Here is a 13,070-nt window from a genome sequence, read left to right as displayed (position 1 = left end):
TCGCATCCGAAAGCCACATCGCTCAAATTACGTCAATTGTGGATAACCCCGGCAAGTGGGTGGAACAGTGGCAAAATGGATGCATGCCCCGATTCCTCACTCTGGCTGATGTCGCCGAACAGCTTCAGATCAACTCCCCGCAGGCATACGCCTTGGTGCGAAGCGGAGAACTCAAGGCCATACAAGTGGGTGGCAGGGGCCAGTGGCGCGTCGAAGAGAAGATGCTGGAGCAGTACATCGAGGAACGCTATGCCGAGGCCAGCAGGATTATCCAAGAGGCCAAGTCAAAGTCGTCCTGATCACCGGCCACGGTCGCGGCGGGAAGGCTGCCCCCGCTAGGAGTCCCGGCCCCGCAATGAACGCAGCGCGGCGAGTGACTGGAACGGAACCGTCGCCACCGACACAACATTGCCGGCCCGGCGGACTTCGCCCGGCAACATCATGGCGAGGTCAAAGTGGTCCTTGCCCACGCGGTCGATGACGCCGCGCATTGTCCGCTCCTCCCGCACCGACTCAAGTAGATGAACAGCCAGTTCCGCCCTGTCGCGGGCCAGCATTCGGAGCGCGCTGGCCAGGCCTAGCCGCTGCGACACCTTCGACTGTCCCGGCAGTACGTGCCGGCCCAGGCCCTGATATGTCAGGGCGGCCGTTACAGGCACCAACCACTGGTGGCGACCTTCGTCCAGGACCAACGTTTCCCTGCCGACATGGCTAAGCGTCCCGGACACCTGTGTCCCGGACCGGAGCTTCACCTCAATCTTCCGGCCGATGGCTTCACGCAGCCTGTCGAACACCTCGATGCCGGCGATCTCCACCCGCGCCCGCTCTGAAATTTCGGATTCAAGTCCCAGTAATCGCTCGGAGGCCAGTTGCGCCTCCATGTCTTCAAACAGAGCATCCCAACGCATTGCGTCAGCGTAAGCGGGCACTCCCCCGTGGTCAATCCTTCTTCACAGTCAAGCAAATCCTAGACAAACATCACTTATTGTGGTCAAAATAAATCAATCGCCATCAAAGTGCATCAAATACCATCAACTGGGTAAGGGGAACCCATGGAACAGAGCAAAAGACTCCTTCGGAACGACGTTGCAATGGCAGTGACCATCCTGGCGCTCTCTCTTTTGCTCGCTGTCGCCGGCTTGATCTTGATAGACCGGTGGCACTCCGCGGCGGAACGACTCCAGGCACCCATGTTCGACGACCTCCTGGGATTCATCGCAATTGCCGCTGGACTGGGAATCGGGGCCTGGTGGATCGCGACGTTCCTCCTGGCAGTGGCCGCCGCGCTCCTCCGGCAATCAGGCAAGGATCGTTGCGCGGGCGCCGCCGCCAAACTCAGCCCGGCATTCATGCGCAGACTGGCTGTTGCGATTCTGGGCCTGAATCTCTCGGGGATTCCGTTGGCGAGCGCGTCGCCAACGGAACAGCTCGAACCGGCTTGGAGCCCGACCCACGACTCAGCGACGTCCAGCAGCATCTCTGCCCAATGGACGCCCGGCCGCGGCCTCTCTCCCCATCCCTCAGCCGTTCCCTTGAGTGAGTCCGGATCATCCGAGATCGACCCGCACTGGCAGCCCCGGCCACCCGTCGCCGACCCGGGGCTTCTGGGAACCAGGCCACAGCGGGCAGCCGAACAGCATGCCTCACCGGATCGAGGCGAAGTGGTGGTGAAGCGGGGAGATTCATTGTGGTCCATTGCCGCCCGGCAGCTCGGCCCCATGGCCAGCGACGTCGACATTGCCCTCAATTGGCCGAAATGGTACGCCACAAACCGGAACGTCATCGGAGACGACCCTGGTCTCCTTATCCCGGGCCAGATCCTGCAACCACCACCTGGATAGCCGACCAGCCGACCCACCGCCATCCGCCGCAGACCAGCGATTCGCAACCGAGGAAGCCCATGAGTGCATCACCAGCCATCTACACCGCGCCCCATGCAGACCGACTGGCAGCTTCGCCACCCATCGCCTCCCGTTCAACAGTGGTTTCGCCTCGCGCCAAGGCCGGGGTGGGCGGGCCTTCCGATAAGGGGCCATCGTCTACCGGTAAACCAGCTCGGCTCCTTGGCCTAGACGGGGAAATCCGTGCACTGGCCCGTACCATCGCCCAAGCCGCGGTCGAAGTCCTTGCCGGTACCCGGCCGGTGCAACAGCTCTCACGGACCCTGGATCCGGGCTGCCTCGCCGCACTGCAGCATCGGGCCGCACTGACCAGGGCCCATGCCGCGAGTGTCCAGGGCGGGCAATCCAGGCTTCACCGAAGTCCGATGGTCCGCTCCGTGCACCTCTGCGCGGTGACGGACGGAGTGTATGAGGCCAGCTTGGTCGTCTCTGAAGAGCTCCGCTCCCGTGCCGTAGCCATGAGGCTTGAAGGGAACAACGGCGCGTGGAAGGTCACCGCCCTCGAAATCGGCTGACGGCGGGGTTCATAGCAGCAAAAGGAGAGGGACCAGAACTGGTGTTCTGGTCCCTCTCCGTCTTCGCTGCAGTGTTAGCGGCGCTTCCTCTTGTTGGATCCACGCTGCTTGTCGTCGGCGGCGGCTTTGGCCGGGTTGCCTGAGCGTCCCGAGGTCCGTCCCTCAACGCGGGTCTGGCTCGCGCCGTCCTCTCCAGGTGCCGTGTACTGCAGCTGGACAGGCTTCTCCGGGGCTTCGAGGCCGGCCGCGCGGATCTGCGGATCGTGATGCTCGACATGACCGCCTTCGGGGCTGCCGTCCACCACCACCACATCTTCGGCGGGCGTTACTTCCACTTCCAGGTTGTAGAGGAAACCGACGCTCTCTTCGCGGATGGCCTCCATCATGCTCTGGAACATCGTGAATCCCTCACGCTGGTACTCGACCAGCGGATCCCTTTGGGCCATGGCGCGCAGGCCGATGCCCTCTTTGAGGTAGTCCATCTCATAGAGGTGTTCCTGCCACTTGCGTCCAAGGACCGAGAGGACAACCCTGCGCTCGAGCTCGCGCATGTTCTCGGCGCCGATGGCTTCTTCCCGCTCCTTGTAAACGAGCTGCGCGTCCGAAAGAATCTCGTTTTTGAGGAATTCAACGGAGACGCGGGCCTTGCCGCCGGCTTCGTCAATGATCTCCTGGGCCGTAACGGTTACCGGGTACAGCGTCTTGAGGTTGGTCCAGAGTTGGTGGAAGTCCCAATCATCGCCGGTTCCCTCTGCCGTGGCGGCATCGATCAGGGCGTTGATGGTGTCCTCCAGGAAGAACTGGACCTTCTCGTGCAGGTCGTCGCCCTCCAGGATCCGCCGGCGGTCGCCGTAAATGGCTTCGCGCTGGCGGTTCAGGACGTCGTCGTACTTGAGGACGTTCTTTCGCTGCTCGGCGTTGCGCCCTTCAACCTGGCCCTGGGCCGAGGCAATTGCGCGGGACACGAGCTTGGATTCGAGGGCAACGTCGTCCGGCACCGAGCTGTTCATCAGGCGCTCGGCCGCACCGGAGTTGAAGAGCCTCATGAGGTCATCGGTCAGCGAGAGGTAGAAGCGGGACTCCCCCGGGTCACCCTGACGCCCGGAGCGGCCACGGAGCTGGTTGTCGATTCGACGGGATTCGTGGCGTTCCGTGCCTAGGACATACAGCCCGCCAAGTTCAAGCACTTCCTCATGCTCGTCCTTGACTGCCTGCTTGGCCGCTTCGAGTGCTTCAGGCCACGCGGCCTCGTACTCCTCGGAGTTTTCTTCAGGATCCAGGCCGCGCTTTGCCAGTTCGGCGATGGCCGTGAACTCGGCGTTGCCGCCCAGCATGATGTCAGTACCACGGCCGGCCATATTGGTGGCGACCGTGACGGCGCCCTTGCGACCCGCCTGCGCGACAATCGCGGCCTCCCGCGCGTGGTTCTTCGCGTTCAGGACCTCGTGCCGGATGCCGTCCTTGGCCAACAGCTTGGCAAGGTATTCGCTTTTCTCTACGCTCGTGGTGCCGACGAGCACGGGTTGGCCCTTTTCGTGCCGTTCCGCGATGTCCTTCACCACAGCTTCGAACTTCACGATTTCGTTCTTGTACACGAGGTCCGACTGGTCGATGCGCTGCATGTCCCGGTTGGTGGGAATAGGCACCACGCCAAGCTTGTACGTGCTCATGAACTCCGCGGCTTCGGTTTCGGCTGTGCCGGTCATGCCCGAAAGCTTGGAGTACATGCGGAAGTAGTTCTGCAGGGTCACCGTGGCGAGAGTCTGGTTCTCGGCCTTGATCTCGACGTTTTCCTTGGCTTCGATCGCCTGGTGCATGCCTTCGTTGTAACGCCGTCCGGCAAGGATGCGCCCGGTGTGTTCGTCGACAATGAGGACTTCGCCGTCGAGGATGACGTAGTCCTTGTCCCGCTTGAAGAGCTCTTTGGCCTTGATGGCATTGTTCAAGAACCCAATGAGCGGAGTGTTGGCGGATTCGTAGAGGTTCTGGATGCCGAGGTAGTCCTCGACCTTCTCGATGCCGGCTTCGAGAACGCCGACAGTGCGCTTCTTTTCGTCGACCTCGTAGTCGGTTTCAGCCTGGAGACGCTGCACGACCTTGGCGAATTCGCTGTACCAGCGGTTGGTGTCACCCTGGGCCGGACCGGAAATAATGAGCGGCGTACGGGCCTCGTCGATGAGGATGGAGTCTACTTCGTCGACAATCGCGAAGTGGTGGCCGCGCTGCACAAGCTCCGATTTGTCCCACGCCATGTTGTCGCGCAAGTAGTCGAAGCCGAATTCGTTGTTCGTGCCATAGGTGATGTCCGCCGCGTACATCTGACGGCGCACTTCGGGATCCTGGTTGGACAGGATGCAACCGCTGCTGAGGCCAAGGAAGCGGTAGACGCGGCCCATGAGTTCGGACTGGTATTCGGCGAGGTAGTCGTTGACTGTGACGACGTGCACGCCTTTGCCGGTCAGCGCATTGAGGAAAGCCGGAGCCGTGGCCACGAGGGTCTTTCCTTCACCGGTCTTCATTTCAGCGATATTGCCGAGGTGAAGAGCGGCACCGCCCATGAGCTGGACATCGAAGTGGCGCATGCCCAGGGTGCGGGAGGAAGCCTCACGCACGGCCGCGAAAGCCTCCGGCAGGAGATCGTCGAGCTGCTCGCCGTCCTCGTGACGGGCGCGCAGCCTGTCCGTCTCCTCGCGCAATTCGGCGTCTGAGAAGGTCTTGAAAGAGTCTTCGAGGGCGTTGATGGAATCGGCATAGGTCCGCAGTTGCCTCAGGGTTTTTTTGTCACCCGTGCGGAGAAGTTTTTCGATAAGTGATGCCACGTAAAGTTGCTCCCAGTCTCAAGCTGCCGAATTCTGGCGGTTTCAGTCTACGGGAGAGACCAGCGCCACGCGGCCCCGTTTCCCTGAGAGCGGAGCGCAAACGCCGGCAACGCCGCTGCCGGCCCCTCCGGATCTCAGCCGCGGGCCAGTTCCGAGGCGAGCGCCGGCGAGAGATCGCCCATCGGTGACACGACGACGTCGTCAAGGCGCAGCCACTCGGCCATCAGCCGCAGCTCAGCGGAAAGCTCGACGGCGGTGTCCGCCGGAGCGTCCGGCTCCGCGTGGGCGGCACGCACCAGAAGCTGCTTCGCCGCGCGGTCCGCCTTGAGATCCACGCGTGCGACCACGGCGTCGCGGAGGAGGAAGGGCAACACGTAATAACCGAACTTGCGCTTCTCCGCAGGCGTGTAGATCTCGATCCGGTAATGGAAGCCGAACAGTTCCTCGAGCCTTCTGCGCTCAAAGACGAGTGAATCGAACGGGCTGAGCAGTGCGCGGCCCGTGGCCGCCCGCGGAAGCCTGGCGTCCACGTGCCGGTACAAGGCCCGGTCCCAGCCACGCACGGTGACCGGCTCCAGGCGCCCGGTGGCAACAAGCCTGTCGATCGATGCCGCAGCGGCCTTCACCGGAGTCCTGAAATAATCGGCGAAGCAACGGATTGTTCCGATGCCGTGGGCCTGGGCTGCGGCGTCGATCAGCCGGTCCATGGCCGCTACCGACAGATCGGAGTCCCCGTCCGGGAGCGATCCCGCGCGGGCAGTGACTCCAGGCAGCCCCGGAGGAAGAACCCTCGACGTCAGCGTGTACCGGCGCTCGAACTGCTCCGTCCTGGACGCAGCCGTCACGAGTCCTTCTTCAAACAAGTGCTCCAAAACCCTTTTGACGAGGTTCCAGTTCCAACCCCAGTTATCGTGCTGCCGATCTTCCTGGTGCCCCAGGTGCGCGGTCAATTGTGCGGCAGTCATGGGGCGCCCTGAGGCGAGCGCGCCCAGGATCCGGCCGGCCATGTCCTCCCGGATTCCGCGTTCCAGGTGGGCCGCGCCCACCCAGGCACGGTTTTGCCAAAGAAGCAGATCCTGAAAGTGTTCCGGGCGGATGAAGCTGGCCTCGTGTGCCCAATACTCCATCATGCGCCGGGGACTTCGCCCGGCCATGGCGTGAAGGATGCTTCGGTCGTAATTGCCAAGCCGCGAGAAGAACGGAAGGTAGTGACTGCGGGAGAGGACATTGACGGAGTCGATCTGCACTACCTGGAGGCGGGCAAAGGTGCGGCCCACCGCCCGTGAAGTCACGGGGCCGGTGGGCCGTTCCTTGTCCAGTCCTTGGGCTGCCAATGCAATCCGCCGTGCCTGCAACAGGCTCAGCGAAGCGGCCATGCCAGTCCTTTCATGGGAATACGAATGCGGCCTAGGCCGTGGCGGCCTGGTCCTTCGAACGGTAAGCGTGGATCTTTTCCTCCACGGGTTCGTCTCCTGGTTCGCATGTGGAGTCCAGAGTGATTACTCCATATGTCCAGCCACGGCGACGGTAGACAACCGACGGCGTGTTGGTTTCCTTGTCCACGAACAGGTAGAAATTGTGGCCCACCAATTCCATGTTGTCCACCGCGTCATCAAGGGTGAGCGAAGCGGCGGGGAAAACCTTGCGACGAATCAGGACCGGGGAATCACCGGCCGGAATGTCGTTGTCGACGTCGTAGGGCGAACTCTCCACCGGTGGCGTCGTTGGCTCCTGGTGGTTGCTGGCCTCTACATAGATGGGTTCGCTCGCGCTGGCAGGCTCAAGCGTCGCAGTAGCCTCACGGACGGCTTTGGGGGTGTGGCGGCCGTGGTGGACCTTCTTGCGGTCCTTGGCCCTGCGGAGTCTTTCCAGCAGCTTGCTGTAGGCGAGATCAAAGGCGGCAAACTTGTCAGCGGCGCTCGCTTCGGCCCGGATCACAGGGCCCCGGCCCAGAACTGTTACTTCCACCGTGAGCTGGCCCGGTGTCTGGCGCGGGTTGGTTTCCTTTGAAACCTTCGCGTCAACCCTCTGGACCTTGTCCCCAAGCGATTCAATCTTTGAAATCTTCTCGCCGGCATACTCGCGGAAGCGATCCGAAACGGTCAGATTACGGCCGCTGATCATGAACTCCATGGTGCCCTCCAAACAACTCAGGTGACACGATAAGGGCGCTTCTCGGGGCTGATCTGACGGACAGTCGAGCCCCTTTCCGAGCCGCTATCGACAGGTACATCTGTTCTTGGTACCCATAACCGACGTTAGTTCATCGCCACGGGTAATTCATCCTTTCGTCACTTATTTTTTGTTTGAGTCGATTCGGGCAGGGCGGCTGGTCCGCCCGTAGGAAGGTCCCTTCCGGCCGGTGGCCGGGTGGCTGCAAGGACCACAGCGCCGCACACCACCCCTCCAGCCGCCGACACTGCCCGGGCGGCTTCGGCGAGGGTGGCACCCGTGGTGAGGACGTCGTCGACGATGACGCAAGCCCGGCCCTCCAGGGAACCTTTTCGGAGAAGCCGAACGGTCATGGAGCCGCGGACACGGCGCGCACGCTCGCCGCGGCCCAAACCCTTTTGCCCGTTTCCCGGTCCGGGCGCCGTCTTCAACGCATCCGCCAGGTGCATGCCCGGCAAGGCGTCCAGGCGCCGCAGGCGGCCGAGCAGGAGATGGACCGGGCTGAATCCGCGACGCCGGAAGGCCGCATTGCTGCTGGGGACAGGGACAAGGCAGATGCCCTCCCCGTCGCCAACGGCAGACCGGATGGCCGTGCCCAGTGCAGGCGCGAGCACCGAGGCAAGCCGTCCCTGGCCCAGATGCTTGAAGGAGAGAAGGGCCTGGGCCAATTCGTCCCGATAGTGTCCGCCCGCGACAACGGGCAGGAGCACGGTTCCATCCACCGTGAGCAAGGCCGGAGCTTGCCCTTCAGCGCGGAATGGTCGGGAGCACAGAAGGCGGAGGTGCCGTGCACAGGTGCCGCAGAGCGCCGAATCCTCGGAACCGCAGCACACACATTCCACCGGGGCCAGAACCGCCAGCAACTCGAGGAAGGAGTCCCCTGCGCCCTGCGCAAACCTCGCCAATCGGGCATGATGGACTCCCCGATGGCGCGCGCCGCCACCCGGGACGACGGCAAGGTCCGGGTCGCGCTCCCGGCAACGGCTGTCAGTTCCCATGCCCCAAGCATCCGGCTCGTCGCCGTCGGCAAACACTCCCCAAGCGGGCTATGTGGAAACCCGAGTTCGCAGATGGCGCCTAGCCGGGGAACGAAGGGTCTATCGGACCCTTGAGTTGCAGTTCCCAGCCGTTGCCCACTCGTTGGAACACGCCGGCCCCCGACTGTCCGAAAATCTGCTCGGGTCCGTTGCCCGCACTGATGGTTGTCAGGTTCGGCCATGCAGGCAACAGCTGCGGCTGGCCCGACGTCAAGGACAACAGTTCGGGAACCACGTTATCGGTTGACGAGGCTTTCATCACCGCGACCGTCGTGGAATTGACCCAGACCCCTTGATCAACAGGTGTGGAGGAGAACAAGGTTGTGGGTGCCGTCAGATCCTTGGGCGTGCCGTCGGGATTGCGGAGAATACCGGTCACCTGCACCGATGACTTGCCGTTCATCTCGGAGATGACCAGTGCGCGGGTCCCTTCGCGGGAAACCCGGAAGTCCCTCACCACGCGCCCTGCCAACCATGGCGGCGTCATCGTCACAGTGGGGACGGGCTGGCCTTGAGGAACGTTGGACGGTTTGAACGCCACCACCTCGGTGGCACCGTTGCCCCCCGGACCCGCCGTCCAGACCCAGTCCTGCGGGCTGAACGAGGGATGGCTCAGAGTGGTCCTGGTTGTCAATTGCCGGGCGGGCTGGCCCGGAATCATCGAATACAGAACCGTGCCGGTACCGTTGAGGAAGGCCACGGCCTGTGATGTCGGAGACTCGGCGGGAGCGCTCGGGTTCAGTCCGGCCACCGGCTGCATGTCCGGAAGGGCGGACACCCTGTTGTTCTCGTAGCGCACCAGTTCGTTGTTGCTGATGGCGATTTGGCGCGCAGGAGCGTTCTTCTCCAGCACCGGCGGAAGGACCGAGCCGTTGTCCTCCACCCGGACAAGGTCTTGGTCTGCCCGCAGCTGGACGTTCACCACGTCAGGCTGGCTGCGGAACGTCAGGGTCAGTTGGTTTTGCATGCGCTGCCGATCCTCGGCTGAGGCATCCACGAGTTCCTTCGCGGAAAGGTCCACTTGCGCTGCTCCCGACACCACAGGCACCGACTCCCTCGCCAGCTTCATGCCGGAAGGAAAAGCACTGACGACCGCACCTTGGAGGTAGGGCGCAGGGCCGTCGAGCAAGGCGCTGGTCATCGCCTTGACAGTGTTCTTCTTGATGAACCACCGGACGTCCGGAACCGCATACGTAAACGTCGGGTCGTAGAAATAGATGGGTTGGGCCGCGTAGATGACTTTGAACGTCTCTTCGGGGATCGCGGTGCCGTCCGGGACCGCGGAGATCCGCCACTCGCCGTCGACCTGTTCCAGCGTCACCGGAATTGTCTCGGTGGTTCCTTCCGGGAACTGGGTGGCAACGCCGTCGGCGTCAACCGAGTACGCGAGGTCCAGCTGGTACTTGAACTCATTCTCCACGCCGGTCTTGACGACGGTCGCCTTGCGGAAAACGAGCGTGCGCTTGTCGGATTTCCAGCTGACGGACAGCGCCTGCGTGAGGTATTGCCGGGCCACCGCGTAGTCGCCCTCGTAACCGCTGCCTGCACCATAGAAGTCTTCAATGATGGACTCCGGGGTGGCTCCGGGGTGCGGTGGCGGCGGGAAGAAGACGGGAGCGTTCGGGTTGCCCGCGCTTTCGTCCTTGCTCTTTCCCACCGGCCCGGACCGCGGAATCTGCGCGCAGGAACTGAGAACCACCATGAGGACAGCCAGAAGGGCAATCACGGCCCTTAATAGGTACGGACGCCCGGACAGTCGGGAGCGTCGGAAAGTCATGGTGCCGTCCCCCCTTGGTCATCGTCGACGTCGTTGTCGGGCGCCGCAGGCAGTGCGGGCGGCAGTGACGGATCGTCCGCCGGGCCAGTCTGCACGGCGGAACTGCGCTCCGGGGGCGGATCGCCCGCTTCCAAGACGAGCATGTGGCGCTCCGGCGCCGCGCCGGGCAAATGGATGTCCGCGGGTTCAAGCTGCAAAGGCGATTTAACGATGGTGCCCCCCTTCTTGAGGGGCAGCGTCAGCCGGAAGTTGGAACCGGATCCCTTGCGCCCCCAAGCCTGCAACCAACCGTTGTGGAGCTTGGTGTCCTCCGCGGCGATGGAAAGCCCCAATCCGCTGCCGCCCGTGGTCCGGGCACGCGCGGGATCGGCGCGCCAGAAACGATCAAAGACCCGCGCGGTTTCTGCCGCGGTCATCCCTATGCCGAAGTCACGCACCGAGATTGCGACTGCATCGTGGTTGGCGGCAACGGAAACGTGGACAGGCTTCCCCTCGCCGTGTTCGACGGCGTTGAGCAGCAGGTTCCGCAGGATGCGGTCGATCCTCCGCGCGTCCATCTCCACGATGATGCGCTTGTGGCGCGAGGTAAGGCGCACATCGGAGCCGTACTCCGCGGCGACGGGCGAGGCGCCGTCGATGACGTGGGCGACGACCTGGAAGATGTCGGTCGGTTCGGCGTCCAGTACCGCGGCCCCGGCGTCGAAGCGCGAAATCTCCAGAAGGTCCGAGAGCAGCGACTGGAAACGCTCCACCTGGTTGTAGAGCAGTTCCGCGGAGCGCTTGTTGATGGGGTCGAAGTCGTCCCTGGCATCGAACAACACTTCCGCCGCCATCCGGACGGTGGTGAGCGGTGTCCGCAGTTCATGGGACACATCGGAGACGAAGCGCTGCTGCATCTGGGACAGGGTGGCCAGCTGCGTAATCTGTTCCTGCAGGCTCGCGGCCATGTGGTTGAAGGAGGCGCCCAGCCTGGCTACTTCGTCTTCGCCCTTGACCACCATCCGCTCCTGCAACTGGCCTGCGGCCAGCTTCTCGGACACGACGGCGGCGTGGCTCACGGGACTGACGACGTTCCTGGTCACGTACCAGGCAATGCCGCCGATCATCAGGATGAGCGCGGCCCCGCCGGCCCACAGCACGTTCTGGATTTCGTCCAAGGTTTGTTGGGCGGTATCCAGGTCATACAGGAGATAGAGCTCGTAGACCGTGCCGTTGAATGTGACCTTGTTGCCGACGGCGATGCCGGGATGGTCCTGGTTGCCGACCGGGAACTCAGTGGATGCCCAGTATTGGTCCTTGCCCGATTCCTGCACAGCCTTGCGAAGTGCCGGAGGAATGACGCGCACCGTCAATTGGTCCGAGGCCCGCGATTCCACCCAGCGGTTGCGCGGCTTGGTTTGTTCGGGCATCGCTTCGAAGACATAACGCCGCTGGATGACCGAGCCATTCCCCTCCACTGCCTTGAGCGTGTCGTACACGAGGGTGATGACGCTTGACTGGTCGTTGGCCTGTGAACCGTCGAAGGTGTCCTGGACTTGCTTGACGTAGTAGCGGCTCTCGGATTCGGCTTGCTTCAAACGTTCCTGGAACAGGTTGTTCGCGATTTGGTTTGAGAGGTACGCGCCGACTACCGCAAAAGACACCATCGACAGCACGATCGTCACCGCGACGGTCCTGAATTCGAGGGAGCGGCGCCAACGGCGCAGCAGGGCGCGCCACAAGTACCGGATTCCCGGCCGGATGTGGCGAAGTCCGGTCACCACGAGGCGGGAGACACGCAGTGCCAGGATGAGGGCGCGGCGCGTCCATATGCGGGTGCGCTCGAGGATCCAGGGAAGATTCAGTGCCCGCGCGTCCGTGTGTTCCGGCACAGGATGTCCTGGAACAGGATGTTTGACCTTGGCCGCCGCGGCCTCTTGGTCAGTGCCGGGCTCGCCGGTGGAAGACTCAGGCGCCTGCTTTATATCCGACACCACGAACCGTCAATACAACTTCGGGAGCTTCCGGGTCACGCTCGATCTTGGACCGGAGGCGCTGGACATGGACGTTGACCAGCCGGGTGTCGGCGGCGTGGCGGTAGCCCCATACCTGCTCAAGGAGCAGTTCACGGGTGAAGACCTGCCAGGGCTTGCGCGCCAAGGCGACCAAGAGATCGAATTCCAGCGGCGTCAGCGAAATCCGCTCTCCGCCGCGGGTCACCAAGTGGCCCGCCACGTCAATGGTGACGTCGGCAATGCGCAGTGTCTCGGGCGCCTTCTGGTCTCCCGGGCGCAGCCGGGCACGGACCCGGGCCACGAGCTCGGCCGGCTTGAAAGGCTTGGGCACGTAGTCGTCAGCACCGGATTCAAGGCCGCGGACGACGTCGGAGGTGTCCGATTTGGCGGTGAGCATGACGATGGGGACGTCCGACTCCCCGCGGATCTGGCGGCACACTTCGATGCCATCCGATCCGGGCAGCATCAGGTCAAGCAGTACCAGATCTGGCTTCGAGGAACGGAAGACCTCCAGCGCTTGCCCACCGTCCGCGCAAAAAACCGGGTCGAAGCCGTCGTTCCGCAGCACGATGCCGATCATTTCGGCCAGCGCTTCGTCGTCGTCTACTACCAGGATGCGTGCCTTCATAGTTATATATTCCCTTATCACCAAGCCTTTGTCCCGTTGAGCCCGATCACGGCATGGCGCGCTGCAGCCCGCAAGCGAATGGGCTATGAGGCGCGACGGCGGAACTATAGGCTGGTGCGAACGGCCCCTTCCGGGGTCGGTGCACTGCTGCGGACGCATCTTTTGGGGAGGAAAACGTGTCACAGCCAGACCCGGCATACCGGCCTGACCAGGGACCCCGACCGCCG

General features: G+C 63.2%; 11 protein-coding genes. 3 read left to right on the top strand and 8 right to left on the bottom strand.

Annotated features, from left to right (window positions below):
- Positions 1-83 precede the first annotated feature (83 nt).
- On the top strand, positions 84-299 hold the full coding sequence (locus BMF89_RS17770) for a helix-turn-helix domain-containing protein (RefSeq protein ID WP_059387549.1): 216 nt from the start codon (positions 84-86) through the stop codon (positions 297-299).
- A 36-nt stretch (positions 300-335) separates the two neighbouring features.
- Here the strand turns inward: BMF89_RS17770 and BMF89_RS17765 are convergent, their stop codons facing one another.
- A complete protein-coding gene (locus BMF89_RS17765; RefSeq protein WP_078108389.1) occupies positions 336-908 on the bottom strand; it encodes a hypothetical protein in 573 nt (190 codons plus the stop codon).
- Positions 909-1,052: 144 nt separating this feature from the next.
- On the opposite strand from BMF89_RS17765, the gene BMF89_RS17760 reads away from it, so the two are divergent.
- On the top strand, positions 1,053-1,841 hold the full coding sequence (locus tag BMF89_RS17760) for a LysM domain-containing protein (RefSeq protein WP_078108388.1): 789 nt from the start codon (positions 1,053-1,055) through the stop codon (positions 1,839-1,841).
- A 59-nt stretch (positions 1,842-1,900) separates the two neighbouring features.
- On the top strand, positions 1,901-2,416 hold the full coding sequence (locus BMF89_RS17755) for an Rv3235 family protein (protein WP_253190876.1): 516 nt from the start codon (positions 1,901-1,903) through the stop codon (positions 2,414-2,416).
- 74 nt (positions 2,417-2,490) lie between these two features.
- Here BMF89_RS17755 and secA read toward each other — a convergent pair whose 3' ends face one another.
- From secA to mtrA, 7 genes are all read right to left on the bottom strand, one after another.
- Positions 2,491-5,235 (bottom strand): preprotein translocase subunit SecA, encoded by a 2,745-nt coding sequence (secA, locus tag BMF89_RS17750; RefSeq protein ID WP_078108387.1) that lies wholly within the window; start codon positions 5,233-5,235, stop codon positions 2,491-2,493.
- Between the two features lie 134 nt (positions 5,236-5,369).
- A complete protein-coding gene (locus BMF89_RS17745) occupies positions 5,370-6,611 on the bottom strand; it encodes a crosslink repair DNA glycosylase YcaQ family protein (RefSeq protein WP_078108386.1) in 1,242 nt (413 codons plus the stop codon).
- Positions 6,612-6,642: 31 nt separating this feature from the next.
- The gene (gene raiA, locus BMF89_RS17740) at positions 6,643-7,368 is read right to left on the bottom strand and encodes a ribosome-associated translation inhibitor RaiA (protein WP_078108385.1); all 726 of its coding nucleotides are present in this window, start codon (positions 7,366-7,368) and stop codon (positions 6,643-6,645) included.
- A gap of 158 nt (positions 7,369-7,526) precedes the next feature.
- On the bottom strand, positions 7,527-8,405 hold the full coding sequence (locus BMF89_RS17735) for a phosphoribosyltransferase family protein (protein WP_078108539.1): 879 nt from the start codon (positions 8,403-8,405) through the stop codon (positions 7,527-7,529).
- Between the two features lie 79 nt (positions 8,406-8,484).
- Complete coding sequence (locus tag BMF89_RS17730) at positions 8,485-10,221, bottom strand: LpqB family beta-propeller domain-containing protein (protein ID WP_078108384.1); 1,737 nt, start codon at positions 10,219-10,221, stop codon at positions 8,485-8,487.
- Entirely contained in the window at positions 10,218-12,197 is a 1,980-nt protein-coding gene (gene mtrB, locus BMF89_RS17725; RefSeq protein WP_078108383.1) for an MtrAB system histidine kinase MtrB, read from the bottom strand. Before mtrB ends, BMF89_RS17730 begins: the two co-directional genes overlap by 4 nt.
- The gene (mtrA, locus tag BMF89_RS17720) at positions 12,169-12,843 is read right to left on the bottom strand and encodes an MtrAB system response regulator MtrA (RefSeq protein ID WP_059387541.1); all 675 of its coding nucleotides are present in this window, start codon (positions 12,841-12,843) and stop codon (positions 12,169-12,171) included. Before mtrA ends, mtrB begins: the two co-directional genes overlap by 29 nt.
- Positions 12,844-13,070 lie beyond the last annotated feature (227 nt).

The sequence above is a fragment of the Arthrobacter sp. SRS-W-1-2016 genome, assembly GCF_002009585.1.
In the GTDB taxonomy this organism is placed as follows: domain Bacteria; phylum Actinomycetota; class Actinomycetes; order Actinomycetales; family Micrococcaceae; genus Arthrobacter; species Arthrobacter bambusae_A.
Note: the sequence above shows the minus strand (reverse complement) of the source record. Positions and strands in the feature narration are given on the sequence as shown.

Excerpts from the sequence above, each read along its gene's own strand:
- BMF89_RS17735 (WP_078108539.1), bottom strand. The coding sequence starts at position 8,405 with ATGGGAACTGACAGCCGTTGCCGGGAGCGCGACCCGGACCTTGCCGTC.
- BMF89_RS17765 (WP_078108389.1), bottom strand. The coding sequence starts at position 908 with ATGCGTTGGGATGCTCTGTTTGAAGACATGGAGGCGCAACTGGCCTCC.
- BMF89_RS17745 (WP_078108386.1), bottom strand. The coding sequence starts at position 6,611 with ATGGCCGCTTCGCTGAGCCTGTTGCAGGCACGGCGGATTGCATTGGCA.
- BMF89_RS17760 (WP_078108388.1), top strand. The coding sequence starts at position 1,053 with ATGGAACAGAGCAAAAGACTCCTTCGGAACGACGTTGCAATGGCAGTG.
- raiA (WP_078108385.1), bottom strand. The coding sequence starts at position 7,368 with ATGGAGTTCATGATCAGCGGCCGTAATCTGACCGTTTCGGATCGCTTC.
- mtrA (WP_059387541.1), bottom strand. The coding sequence starts at position 12,843 with ATGAAGGCACGCATCCTGGTAGTAGACGACGACGAAGCGCTGGCCGAA.
- BMF89_RS17730 (WP_078108384.1), bottom strand. The coding sequence starts at position 10,221 with ATGACTTTCCGACGCTCCCGACTGTCCGGGCGTCCGTACCTATTAAGG.
- BMF89_RS17770 (WP_059387549.1), top strand. The coding sequence starts at position 84 with ATGCCCCGATTCCTCACTCTGGCTGATGTCGCCGAACAGCTTCAGATC.
- BMF89_RS17755 (WP_253190876.1), top strand. The coding sequence starts at position 1,901 with ATGAGTGCATCACCAGCCATCTACACCGCGCCCCATGCAGACCGACTG.